Source organism: Bradyrhizobium sp. MI1.7 (genome assembly GCF_055811795.1).
On sequence record NZ_JBVVPO010000018.1, the window covers coordinates 87,431 to 100,440 of the forward strand.

Genomic DNA, 13,010 nt, shown 5'->3' on the forward strand with positions numbered 1-13,010 from the left:
TCAGCCATGGCATTCATATGGAGCCGGGATTCAGATTACCGTCCGGCCCGCGCGCTGATTCCTATTGGAGCGACGTGATCACGCACCGCCAGAAATCCTGTTTGACCCCAACTTCGCCCTCGAAATCGGTGTTGCCGATGATGTCTCAGAAGTGGATGATTGGGCCGTGAGGATGCAATTCATCTGCGACGTCTTAGAGAAAGGCATCCTGACAAAATCGAACGCCGCAAAAAGCAGATGAAAAAAGGGAGTAAGGCTGTTCTGCAGCGATGGCCGTGCAGCTGACACCTCCGCGAGGCCAAGGCGCTTTAATTCGTTAATGGCGCTTACGGTCCAGAATGGGGCGCCCTGCGTATACGAGCAATTCAAGACATGAAGGCCCGCGGATTCACAGTGACGAATGAAGCTAGGTTTGGTGAAGAGAACAAAATGTCGAGGCGTGTGATATCCTCCCCAGGAACGATATCTAAAAATACGAGCGTCTAGCGAGTCGTAGTTGGGCGTTTTAATCCAAATGAGACCACCAGGAGAAAGCAGGCTCTTTGCCTTTTTCAGTATCTGGATCGGATCTGGAACGTGCTCGATCAGGTTTAGCATCAAAATCAAGTCAAACGTTTTTTCAGTCTCGAAGCCTTCAATAGGCGTGAGGTGAAAGTTGTGACCTTTGGCGCGGGCGACATCAGCCGCTCCAGCATCAATGTCTACGACGGTTGTATCAGCAATTCTGGAATCGGCTCTCTTCAGCCCGTCGAGGAGCCAACCGATTCCGCCTCCAACGTCTAATGCAGACAGGCGTTCTCCATTGAGTTGTTTAGTGATTGCTTGGAAAGCCCTGTCGTCAAGACGCTTCTTGAAGCGTAGTGCCAAGGTATCGGCTGCATTGGCGTGAAACGAATAATAGTTGGATGGATAGATTTCATTCAGCCGATCCGACAGCATCGGGTAAATGAACAGAATATCGCAGCCGTCACAGCGGTAGAAATCGAAGAGCCTGCCGGATGTAAAATACTCAACGTCGTTGGCTTTCGCGAAATGACGCACAGAACCATCGGCACAAATCGGGCACGTTATTTTGGTCATGTGAACCTGAAGAGACTGAGGAACGTTTTCAAATATGTGGAGCGACGCTGCTCGATAACCGATGCTAACTCCGTCTTGAGGAGATATGCCTCCATTTCATGCAAGTTGGTATAGGAAACCTGCGGCTCCCAGTGGTGCAGTAGGTGGCGATTGAATCCCGCGGCTCCGAATACCGAAGAGAATATGCCGGGTCCAAACACCCTCGTATAGGCGCCATGATCATGCTCATTGTAATCGACACATGGATCCGCAGAGGGGTCTCTATGTTCCAGCAACTGGCGAAGAGCGCCGAAGAGGGGGAAAAACATCACAGTCCCCAGGACCCACGCGGCGCAAAAAAGTAGCTCGCGAGAAAAGAAGGAAATCGTGACGATTGCAATGTGCGCAAGGAGACCCATGGGCCTGACCCATGTGCCTCGATCGACCCTCTTGGCTTTAGCTTCGAGTTCGGTGCGCGACCGAAGCACTTCCATCACTCGGACGCCAAACAGAGCCTTGATCAGAAATGCCAGATTAAGCGAGGAGAAATAAGTCGATTCGCTGTCGTCGACTTTGCCGAGCGCGCGATGATGCTGAAAATGGGTGATGCGGTACTGCTGAACAGATGTGCCTATCATCCAAGCAACCAGAATGTTGCATAGAAAATCACTCTGTCCTCTATCAGGGGCGAAATTGAAGTGAGCGCCTTCATGAAGGAACAGTTGCAGGTAGGCGATCCAGAAGCCAATAGAGATTGCACCAGCAAACACAGTAAATAGCAGTCCATAGTCCATTTCCACGGGCACGGCGCGGACAAACGCAAAAGTAACAATCAGTGCAAAGTAGCCGAGCGCAATATCCAGATAGAGCCTCGTATAGTTGGGCGTCAGCGTCTTGATGAAGTCCGCGTATCTGAGACCTTCGTCATTTACGAGAAATGGCCTTAGTTCCTGAAACCTTCGCGAATAGTCATCATTACTATCGATCATTTGCCGTCACCCCGGAGATGGTGCGCCGCCTGAGCGTGCGCCGAGCGTCATTGGTTTCGCCCCCTTCTGGCTCAAGTTGAAGAGGTCAGGTTAATATTTCCATTCCCGGTCCATCCTCCGATAGACGCGTTGAGCGAGAACGGACAGCGAACGGCAGCCGGGCGCAACAAACCTTGATGCGACACTGCTTGATCTGGACACGCCGGGGGTGACGGTGCTCCACTGCCCGCCGGACTGGCAATGCATCTTCAGCGACAATGTGGCGGTCGCCCATCCGCGGTTGGATGTGTTGTAGAAATAGTTCAGGCGGTACCAAAGGCGGCGTATTGGGCGCCGAGCGGAATACGCCTCAAGGCGCCCTCGACGCGGCGTGCCGGCTCTGCCTCCCAGGGCAACAGTAGGAAATGATGCGCGCCGATCTTCTGCAAACCGCTAGCCGCCATCAATCTCCGTGCCTTGCGAGCGCTGAGCAACACGGCGTCGCGATCGAATTCGCAGCGCGCAACGGCAAGGCGGGTAAGCGGATTGAGGGGATTGTGCTCGATGATGCAGATAAGGCCCCCCGGGCGCGCCACGCGCCGCATCTCATTGATGAAGTTGGTCCATTGGGCAGGCGCGACGTGGTGCAGCACGCAAATCGCAGTCACGATATCGAAACTGTCGTCGTCGAAGGGAAAGCTCCTGCCGTCGAAGGCGCGGTACTCGCCGCCGGGATTGTCGGCGCGCGCCTGCTCGATACTCTCCGATGAAACATCGATGCCGGTCAGGCTGCCGACCATGCCGCGCAGCAACGGATGAAAGCTGCCGACGCCGCAACCGACGTCGAGCATCGCGGGATTTGCCGATCCGAGACGCCGCGCGGTCAGGTCGCGCAGGAGGTCGGCTTTGGAGCGCATGAAGAAGCTGTGGGGCAGGCCCGAGAAGTCGATCGATGATTGGACGACGTCCCGGTAATTGCTGCGGTACTGGTCGAAGAGCTCGCTCATGTGGGCTCACTATTCGTGCATGGCGTGAGCTGCGGCGCCCGCCGGCGCAGCCTGGGCGCGATCGAAGCCCAACCGCTTCTGCACGACGTAGAGTGGACGGTGTTTCACCTCGGCATGAATGCGGCCGATGTAGAGCCCGACGATGCCCGTCATCAGCATGTTAAGTCCGCATAGGAGCGATATGACGACCATGGTCGAGGACCAGCCGGCAACCAGGTGGCTGTCCTTGCTCATCCACAGTACAAGCACCCAGCCGCCGTAGAGGAGGGCCAGACACGACACCACGAGCCCACACCAGATTGCCAGGCGTAAGGGCACATCGGAAAAGCCGAGCGCTGCAGCCAACGCAAGACGGGTCATCTTGAGCAGAGGATATTTTGTTTCGCCGGCCGCGCGCTCAAGGCGATGGAAGGTCACTTCAGTCTGCCGGAAGCCGAGCCAGGCGATCATGCCGCGCACGAAGCGGTCCCGGTCCGGCATCTGGCGCAGCGCGTCGAGCACCTTGCGATCGATCAGGCGGAAGTCACCGACGTCGGCCGGAATCCGAACCGAGGTCATGCGCCCGAGTATCCGGTAGAACAGATGGGCCGTCGAGCGCTTAAACCGGCTTTCGCCAGCGCGCGACAGCCGCCGCGCATAGACGACTTCGTAACCTTCTTCCCATTTGGCGATGAGTTGCTCCACGACCTCAGGCGGGTCCTGCAGATCGGCATCCATAACCACAATCGCTTGGCCCTGCGCCGCGTCCATGCCGGCAGTAATAGCGACTTGGTGGCCGAAATTGCGCGACAGGCCGATCAAGCGATAGCGCGGATCGCGTTTGACGAGTGCTTCCAGCACGATGGTGCCGGAATCGCTGCTGCCATCGTCGACGATAATGACCTCCGCCGGCCCGTTGAGCCGGGTCAGCAGCAGGTCGAGCCGGCGCAGCAATATCGGGAGAACGGCCTCCTCATTGAAGACCGGGACAATGATGCTGTAGCTAACCGTCCGGGAATCGATCGCCATTGGGGTTCATTCCGCTTTGAATGAGCTGAAATCTAGAGCACCTGTGGTTAAAGCAGCCTTGCATGAGCAACTAGGAACGGCTCGAACGGAGGCTCTTTTTTCGTGAAAACCGGGATGGAGGGTCAATAAGGCTTATCCGGTCGGGCCGGGCGGCCCCGAACGGACAGGCATCCAACGTTTTACCCAATGCGAGACTGTCCCTGTCGTGAGCGGACTCAGACGACGCCCGCCTCCCTAGTCTTCGTGCTCAGCAACCGCGCCGAGGATGCCTTCCACCTGTCGATGATCGAGTCCGGCGGCACCTCAAGGTGTTCTGGTCGAACGGTCTGGTCGGCCCGATCACGAACGCCGGCCATCCTGTTGCTATTTTGGCCGGTGATCGACGGTCTTCTTGGGCGCGCCGGATGGACGGGGCGGGCGAAACCCGCGTCGAACTAGCAAAGAGGGTCGTAGGCGCAGATCGTCGGCGAGGCGAATCCGCTGTCTAAAGCCGCGCGTCAAGGGCGGTCACCTGTTCTGACGGGCTGCGGCGGCCAAGGCCGAAGAAGGCCGAGCGCTGCTTCTCGACGGATCTTGCGGTGGCGCGAATGCGCAGGAGATCCTTGCGGGCAACCAGGCCGACGAGATGCCCGCTCGCGCGTTCGACGATCGGCACGCGCCCGACGTCGGCCAGAACCATCCGATCCGCAAGATGTGACACCGGTTCGTCGGGAAAACCGAGTGTAAGCGAGCGGTCCGAGGCGCAGTCGAACAGGGTGTCGCGACCGTCGGCGCTTTCCGCTCGCCAGCGCAGGACGTCCGAGCGGCCGACGAGACCCGAGACCTGACCGTCCGCATCGATCAGCGGATAGGACTTGTGGCGCCGCCCGTTCCCCGAGAAGAACGTCACCGCTTCGCCGACTGTCATCGTTGCCGGCAGCGTATCGACGTCCGTCACCATCACTTCGTTGACGCGGAGCAGTTCGAAGGGATCGATGCCGTATTCGCGCACCACGTGCTGGCCGCGCCGCGCGATTTTCTCCGTGAGGATCGAGCGCTTGAGCAGCAATACGGTGAGCGCATAGGAGGCGCTCGTGGCAATCAGAAGCGATCCGAGCAGCGGAAAGTCGCCGGTCAGTTCGACGGCGAACAGGATACCGGTCAGCGGCGAGCGCATGGTGCCACCCATCATCGCGGCCATGCCCACGAGCGCCCAGGCCCCATGCGACCCCGGCAGCAATTGTCCTTCGAGCCAGCCGACGCAGCCGCCGAAAATGAGAAGCGGCGCGAGGACGCCCCCGGATGTGCCCGACGCCAGGGCGACGATCCAAGTCGCGGACTTTACCAGCAGGATCAGGACCGCGGCCGATACCACGATGTTGTCGTTGAGCAGGTCGCCGATGATGTCGTAGCCGACACCGAGCGCCCGCGGTTCGATCAAGCCGCCGGCGCCGACGAACAGTCCGCCGATCGCTGGCCACCACATCCAGTGGATCGGCAGGTGACTGAAATAATCCTCGGCCTTGTATAGCAGTGTGGTCAGCAATCCCGATTGCAGTCCCGCGACCACGCCGACACTCACGCAGGCAAGCGGCCCCCACCAGGGCAGATCGAGCTGGCCGGCGAACGGAAACAGTGCGCCGCTGCCGATCAGCCAGGGGCGCAGCGACGACGAGACCACGCAGGCGGCGATCACGGGGATCAGGCTGCGCGGCTTCAGCTCGAACAGGAGAAGCTCTACGGCGAGCATGACGGCGGCCATCGGTGTTCCGAAGATGGCCGTCATTCCCGCGGCGGCACCGGCCACCAGCAACGCCTTGCGCTCGGCCGCGCTGAGATGGAAGCATTGCGCGAAGAGAGAGCCCACCGCACCGCCGGTCATGATGATCGGGCCCTCTGCGCCGAACGGCCCACCGGTGCCGATCGAGATCGCCGACGACAGTGGCTTGAGGACGGCAACTTTCGGCTGCAAACGGCTGCCGCCGATCAGGATCGCCTCGATCGCCTCGGGAATGCCGTGGCCGCGAATTTTTTCGGACCCGAAGCGCGCCATTAGGCCGATGACGAGGCCGCCAATGGCCGGGGCCGCAACCATCCAGGCGTCGGGATTCAGATTGGTTGTCGAGAGGGTCTGCGTGCTCAGCGTGTGCAGCCACACGGCATTGGTGACGAGTGCGATGGCGCGCAGCAACAGCCACGCCGTACCGGCGCCACCCGCGCCGACGAAGACCGCCATGGCGACCAGCATGAGAACGCGCCGGTCTGTCGTGAAGTCGCCGAGGCGCGGCAGGGAATTGGCGGGGATGGGGCGGGGCATCTTGATCCGATCGGGATAACGCGATTGTGAGGATGATGAAGCGGCGCCGATCACATCGGCCGGCGCTGGAAATATATCGTAGAGCGATATAAATCAACGGATCATTGCTGGCAGGAAGGCCCCGTTTCGCAGATCAGGCGAGAAGGCAGCTTAGCGCGGCAGCTCGGGAATCCGCGTGATGCAGGCATGGGCTCGGCACCGCTTCAGATGCGCGCCGGAGCAGACCGCCAGGTACGATTTGAGCTGGACGACAACGATGACCCGCGGTTCTGCTCCCCTGGAGCATGATATTCTTCGGTCCGAGATCGCCTTGGCAGATCGCTTCAGGCAGGCCCGCGAGACGATCCCCGAGCCTTGCGCGGGCCCTAGCGGGCCGTGCGCGTTAGCGCTGCACGACGTCAAACGACATTCGCTCGTCTCAGTTCGGCGATTTCCTCCTGGCCGAAGCCGAGCTCCTTCAGCACCTCTTCGGTCTGCTCACCGAATTCCGGCGGCCGCGCCACCATCTTGCTCGGCGTGCGCGACAGCGTGACGGGCTGCCCGACCAGGCGGATTGCGCGATTCTCGTCGTTCGGCACGTCCTGCGCGATGCCGAGATGTTTGACCTGCGCGTCCTCGAACATCTGGTCGATGGCGTAGATCGGTCCGCAGGGCACGCCGGCGTCGTTGAACTCGCGTACCCAGGTCTCGGTTGACTTCGTGACCGTGCGCTCCTCGATCTTGGCGTTGAGCGCGTCTCGGTTCTTGGAACGGGCCGGCGCGGTCGCATAGTCGGGATGGCTGTAGAGCTCGGGGGCGCCGATCGCCTGCGCGCAACGCTCCCAGATCCGCCCGCCGGTCGTGGCGATGTTGATATAGCCGTTCGAGGTCTTGAACACGCCGGTCGGGATGCTGGTCGGGTGATTGTTGCCGGCCTGCTTGGCGACCTCCTTCTCCATCAGCCAGCGCGCGGCCTGGAAGTCGAGCATGAAGATCTGGGCCTGGAGCAGCGAGGTTTGCACCCACTGTCCCTTGCCGGAGACCTCGCGCTCGAGCAGCGCGGTGAGGATGCCCATGGCGCAGAACAGGCCGGCCGTGAGGTCGGCGACGGGAATGCCGACCCGCATCGGCCCTTCGCCCGGCGCGCCGGTGATCGACATCAGCCCGCCCATGCCCTGGGCGATCTGATCGAACCCGGGGCGCTTGTGGTAGGGTCCGTCCTGGCCGAAGCCGGAGATGCTGCCATAGACGATGCGCGGGTTGATCTCGCGCAGGCTCTCATAGTCGATGCCGAGCTTCTTCTTCACGTCGGGACGGAAATTCTCGACCACGACGTCGGCCTTGGCGGCGAGGCGCTTGAACGCAGCAGCCAAAGTCCTCGTCCCACTAGCTGGAGCGAGAGAAGGCCGGCTAGTGCCACACCCCAGACGCTTAGCCTGGGGCCGTATCTAAGCGTCACCATCTCGCGCTGATCTCATCGGTTCTTCAGAGCGGACCATTCTCTGACGAGGGAGGCGAACGTCGATCTACTCGAAGTATTAAGTTGGTTTGTATTGAGGCCGCCACGACCGCTCAACGAAATCACTGCATTCAGGTGCAGGGTCCAAAATTTCGACGAATATCGCTGCAAGATTGGGCTTTCCAATATGAGTGCGCGTTAAAGGCTTTGCGGTGCCAAGCTTTGAGCGGGCTTCGAGCAACGTATAAATCGGCAAGTACCGAGTGTACCATTGGGCCAACAGCTCGCCGCAACCGGCACATTGGAATTGTCCGGCTTCCGCTAAGGGGAGGGCATTGAACGTTCGTAAACAGACCCGCATGTTGGGCAGGACATTCGGTCATGAATCTTAGAGGCCATCCGAAGAGCTCACCATGAGCGCTATTTTGCTGATCTGAGCGGCTCTTTCCGCGGTGTCGATTTGGCTACTTCCAAGCCGATAGCTATATCCGAAAACTTGTCTATATTGACAGAATCGGCAGAGGGAAACCTCAATACGAATTTGCCTGACCGAGCCCGTGCCAAACGTCTTACTCTTGATGAATGGTTCTCAAATGGCCAAGCAAGTAAGGACGTCGGGGCGGATCACAGAGGCGATTTTGGTCAGCCTTGTTGTCTCGTCCTGCGCGAGCTCCGATCAGGCTTCCTCGGTGGCGCCCGTTAGAACCGGTGCACCCTGGGCTCGAGACCTCAATGAGCCCCCGCCTAGCCGAGAGCCGGTAATGAGCCCTGCGCAGACGTCAGCTGATCTACGGGCGGCACGGGAGAAAGCATTGCGCTAACGCTTGCGGAACTCCCACTGCTTCTTCGTTATCCCACGCTCGCCTGGTTGTTTTGTCATTCACACGACCTTGGCGGCCTTTAGAACTGCGATTTCCTCCTGGCCGAAGCCGAGCTCCTTCAGCACCTCTTCGGTCTGCTCACCGAATTCCGGCGGCCGCGCCACCATCTTGCTCGGCGTGCGCGACAGCGTGACGGGCTGCCCGACCAGGCGGATTGCGCGATTCTCGTCGTTCGGCACGTCCTGCGCGATGCCGAGATGTTTGACCTGCGCGTCCTCGAACATCTGGTCGATGGCGTAGATCGGTCCGCAGGGCACGCCGGCGTCGTTGAACTCGCGTACCCAGGTCTCGGTTGACTTCGTGACCGTGCGCTCCTCGATCTTGGCGTTGAGCGCGTCTCGGTTCTTGGAACGGGCCGGCGCGGTCGCATAGTCGGGATGGCTGTAGAGCTCGGGGGCGCCGATCGCCTGCGCGCAACGCTCCCAGATCCGCCCGCCGGTCGTGGCGATGTTGATATAGCCGTTCGAGGTCTTGAACACGCCGGTCGGGATGCTGGTCGGGTGATTGTTGCCGGCCTGCTTGGCGACCTCCTTCTCCATCAGCCAGCGCGCGGCCTGGAAGTCGAGCATGAAGATCTGGGCCTGGAGCAGCGAGGTTTGCACCCACTGTCCCTTGCCGGAGACCTCGCGCTCGAGCAGCGCGGTGAGGATGCCCATGGCGCAGAACAGGCCGGCCGTGAGGTCGGCGACGGGAATGCCGACCCGCATCGGCCCTTCGCCCGGCGCGCCGGTGATCGACATCAGCCCGCCCATGCCCTGGGCGATCTGATCGAACCCGGGGCGCTTGTGGTAGGGTCCGTCCTGGCCGAAGCCGGAGATGCTGCCATAGACGATGCGCGGGTTGATCTCGCGCAGGCTCTCATAGTCGATGCCGAGCTTCTTCTTCACGTCGGGACGGAAATTCTCGACCACGACGTCGGCCTTGGCGGCGAGGCGCTTGAACACGGCGAGCCCGCGCTCGTCCTTCAGGTTCAGCGTCATCGCCCGCTTGTTGCGATGCAAATTCTGGAAATCGGACCCCCGCCGCGGCCCGCCCGGCTGCTCGCCGCCGGAATCCTCGGTCAGCGCGTCGATCTTGACGACATTGGCGCCCCAGTCCGCGAGCTGCCGCACGCAGGTGGGCCCGGACCGGACACGGGTCAGATCGAGCACGGTGAAGCGCGACAGGGCTTCCGAGGCATGCGGAAAGGGCATCGTGAAAGGCTCCGGGTCAGATTACGGAGTCACCATAGTGCCGAAACATCATGCGGCAAGTCTGCGCCAGCGCGGACGGCGCCTGTCAAAATGCAGTGCTTGGTGCGGTTTGCTGCGCTGCATGAAGGGATCAGCGCGACAGGCGCTTCAGCTCGTCGCGTGCCTGCTCGGCCAGAGGGTCATCGCCGTGGCGCGCAATGAAGAGCTCGAACGCCTCCCTGGTTCCCTTCTGACGCGCGGTCTCGTATTCCCGGGTGACCGTCGCCGCGGGGTCGCGGGCCATAGGCATGGAGGGGGCGCGTCCCGCCTTACCGCTTTCATTGCCTTTGTCCTTGCCGCCGTCGTCTGCATTGGCTTTCCCGACCATGGCAGGCTGTTCTCCGATGAGCAGACGATCCGGCCCGGCGAACACCGCCAGGACCCCGATGAGACTGACTGAAAATGGGCCTGGTTTCATGATTTCCTTTACAGATCATACCCGCCGGCGGGACCTGAATCCTTGCCCTCGGCCCGTACCGCTACTTGATTTGATGGCTAATACGGCCTTATGAAAGGGGACCCGGAGGCCGCTGCCGAATTTTAACCGAACGTATAACTCTCAAGCTAGAATCTCGCGCCTTCGTCCGCGAATCGCGTGATCCGTTGCTCCGGAGAGTCCATTGGCTAATTCTGTTACCGTTGGTGCAACCAACAACGCCGATATTGACGGCTTGCTGTCGGGCTACAAGTGGACCGGCACGATCACCTATAGCTTTCCCGACTCGGCCAGCGACTATTCCAATCCTTATTACAACGGCAACAGTGAGCCGACATCGTCTGGCTTCGCCGCGGCGCCAGGCGCGATGCAGGCGGCGATCAACTACGCGATCGGACTGATCCTCGGCTACACCAACGCCAGCATCCAGTACCTGGGGACCGACGGCGCGGACATCATGATCGCGCAGTCGTCGAAGCCCCCAACCTCCTACGCCTACTACCCCGGCGACTATGCGGCCGGCGGCGACGTCTGGTTCGGGACCCATTACGATTACTCGCAGGCCAAGCTCGGCAACTATTATTTCACGACCGCGATGCACGAACTGGGCCACGCTCTCGGTCTCAAGCACAGCCAGGAGACCGGCGGCCCCGCCAATGTCGCGGTGCCGAGTGCGCATGACGACAGCGAATACACCATCATGAGCTATCGCAGCTATGTCGGCGCCTCGACGACCGCCGGCTACAGCAACGAGGCTTACGGATATCCGCAGACCTACATGGCCAACGATATCCTCGCGCTCCAGACGATGTACGGCGCGAACTATGCGACCCAGGGCGGGAACACCGTCTACTCCTGGAATCCCACCACGGGTCAAGAGTTCATCAACGGTGTCGGGCAACTCGCGCCGGGCGGCGGCACCGGCAACTCGGCCAACCGCATCTACGCGACGATCTGGGACGGCGGCGGCATCGATACCTACGATCTGTCCAACTATGCGACGAATCTGAGCATCAATCTCAATCCCGGCGCGACGTCGCTGTTCTCCACCGTGCAACGGGCCAATCTCGGCGACAACCAAAATCTCGGCTACGACCACTACGCCTCAGGCAACGTCTACAACGCCTATCTCTATAACAACGACGCGCGCTCCTACATCGACAACGCCACCGGCGGGTCCGGCAACGACACGATCATCGGCAACGCCATCGCCAACGTGCTGAACGGCGGCGGCGGCAACGATACGATCACCGGTGGCGGCGGCAACGACACCATTGTTGGCGGCTCCGGAACTGATACAGTGGTGTATTCCGGCAATAGGGCGAACTACGCGGTCAGCTACGATTCAGCTAACCAGGCCTTTACCGTTAGCGACCGGCGGGCCAGTTCGCCCGACGGTATCGATACCGTGTCGGGAATGGAGAACTTTCAATTTTCCGACGGAGCGGTCACGAGCGCGACGCTTGTGAGCCTCCTTGATCCTGTTGTAATCGAGGCGGCGGGTTCGACCAGCCTGGTCCAGGCCGGTTCGAACTATTATCTCGACAGCATCAGCACCGGCACGGGGCCAACGTTGAAGTACGGCGGCTCGGCGGTGACGGTTGGCATTTTTGGTACTTGGTCACCAGTCGGCGCTGAGCAGGTCTCTGGCGGTTACGACATCGTCTGGAAGAACTCCGCCAACGGGGCATTCTCGTTCTGGATCACGGACAGCAACGGCAACTTCGTTACGTACTTGGCTCCTGATGCGGCTGGCAACAGCACGGCGGTGGCGTCGCTGGAGACGACGTTCCATCAGGATCTCAACGGTGACGGCGTGATCAGTGCTAGCTCCGTCACCATTGAATCGGTCGGGTCGACCAGCCTGGTCCAGGTTGTTTCGAACTATTACCTCGACAGTATCAGCATCGGCACCGGGCCAACGTTGAAGTACGGCGGCGCGGCGGTGACGGTCGGCATGTTCGGGACGTGGTCGCCGGTCGGCGCCGAGCAGGTCTCTGGCGGTTATGACGTCGCCTGGAAGAACTCCGCCAACGGGGCATTCTCGTTCTGGAGCACGGACAGCAACGGCAACTTCGTTACGCACCTGGCCCCTGACGCGGCTGGCAACAGCACGACGGTAACGTCGCTGGAGGCGACGTTCCAGCAGGACCTCAACGGTGACGGCGTGATCGGCGCTGGCTCCGTCACCATTGAATCGGCCGGGTCGACCAGCCTAGTTCAGGTTGGTTCGAATTATTATCTCGACAGCATCAGCACCGGCACCGGGCCGACGTTGAAGTATGGCGGCTCAGCGGGGACGTGGTCGCCGGTCGGCGCCGAGCAGGTCTCTGGCGGTTACGACGTCGCCTGGAAGGACTCCGCCACCGAGGCGTTCTCGTTCTGGATCACGGACAGCAACGGCTACTTCGTTACGCACCTGGCCCCTGATGCGGCTGGCAACAGCACGACGGTAACGTCGCTGGAGTCGACGTTCCAGCAAGACCTCAACGGTGACGGCATGATCGGCGCCGCTGGCCCGGTTTCAATCGAGGCGGCGGGTTCGACCAGCCTGGTCCAGGCCGGTTCGAACTATTACCTCGACAACATCAGCACCGGCACCGGGCCGACGTTGAAGTACGGCGGCGCGGCGGTGACGGTCGGCATGTTCGGGACGTGGTCGCCGGTCGGCGCCGAGCAGGTCTC

At 60.9% G+C, this 13,010-nt stretch carries 8 protein-coding genes and 2 pseudogenes; 2 read left to right on the forward strand and 8 right to left on the reverse strand.

Annotated elements, in window-relative coordinates; translation table 11 throughout:
- Window positions 1-78 precede the first annotated feature (78 nt).
- The 4 genes from AC0L3X_RS18735 to AC0L3X_RS18750 form a co-directional block, all read right to left on the reverse strand.
- Complete coding sequence (locus tag AC0L3X_RS18735) at window positions 79-1,080, reverse strand: class I SAM-dependent methyltransferase (protein WP_473316647.1); 1,002 nt, start codon at window positions 1,078-1,080, stop codon at window positions 79-81.
- Window positions 1,077-2,048, reverse strand: a complete 972-nt coding sequence (locus tag AC0L3X_RS18740) for a fatty acid desaturase family protein (RefSeq protein WP_473316648.1) — start codon at window positions 2,046-2,048, stop codon at window positions 1,077-1,079. Before AC0L3X_RS18740 ends, AC0L3X_RS18735 begins: the two co-directional genes overlap by 4 nt.
- A gap of 302 nt (window positions 2,049-2,350) precedes the next feature.
- Window positions 2,351-3,034 carry a class I SAM-dependent methyltransferase gene (locus AC0L3X_RS18745; protein WP_473316649.1) on the reverse strand — a complete coding sequence of 228 codons (684 nt, stop codon included), beginning with the start codon at window positions 3,032-3,034 and terminating at the stop codon, window positions 2,351-2,353.
- 9 nt (window positions 3,035-3,043) lie between these two features.
- Window positions 3,044-4,042, reverse strand: coding sequence for a glycosyltransferase family 2 protein (locus AC0L3X_RS18750; RefSeq protein ID WP_473316650.1), 999 nt, complete (start codon window positions 4,040-4,042; stop codon window positions 3,044-3,046).
- 225 nt (window positions 4,043-4,267) lie between these two features.
- Between AC0L3X_RS18750 and AC0L3X_RS18755 the strand changes: the two are divergent.
- Window positions 4,268-4,480: pseudogene (locus AC0L3X_RS18755) on the forward strand (tripartite tricarboxylate transporter permease); the annotation flags it as partial.
- A 46-nt stretch (window positions 4,481-4,526) separates the two neighbouring features.
- Here AC0L3X_RS18755 and AC0L3X_RS18760 read toward each other — a convergent pair.
- The 4 genes and pseudogenes from AC0L3X_RS18760 to AC0L3X_RS18775 all read right to left on the reverse strand — a co-directional run bounded on the left by AC0L3X_RS18760 (window position 4,527) and on the right by AC0L3X_RS18775 (window position 10,307).
- Window positions 4,527-6,338, reverse strand: coding sequence for a chloride channel protein (locus AC0L3X_RS18760; RefSeq protein ID WP_473316651.1), 1,812 nt, complete (start codon window positions 6,336-6,338; stop codon window positions 4,527-4,529).
- A gap of 398 nt (window positions 6,339-6,736) precedes the next feature.
- A pseudogene (locus AC0L3X_RS18765) lies at window positions 6,737-7,678 on the reverse strand (CaiB/BaiF CoA transferase family protein); the annotation flags it as partial.
- 978 nt (window positions 7,679-8,656) lie between these two features.
- On the reverse strand, window positions 8,657-9,850 hold the full coding sequence (locus AC0L3X_RS18770) for a CaiB/BaiF CoA transferase family protein (RefSeq protein ID WP_473316652.1): 1,194 nt from the start codon (window positions 9,848-9,850) through the stop codon (window positions 8,657-8,659).
- 130 nt (window positions 9,851-9,980) lie between these two features.
- A complete protein-coding gene (locus tag AC0L3X_RS18775; protein ID WP_473316653.1) occupies window positions 9,981-10,307 on the reverse strand; it encodes a hypothetical protein in 327 nt (108 codons plus the stop codon).
- A 202-nt stretch (window positions 10,308-10,509) separates the two neighbouring features.
- Here AC0L3X_RS18775 and AC0L3X_RS18780 point away from each other — a divergent pair.
- A partial coding sequence (locus tag AC0L3X_RS18780) for a M10 family metallopeptidase C-terminal domain-containing protein (RefSeq protein ID WP_473316654.1) occupies window positions 10,510-13,010 on the forward strand: 2,501 nt, incomplete at its 3' end.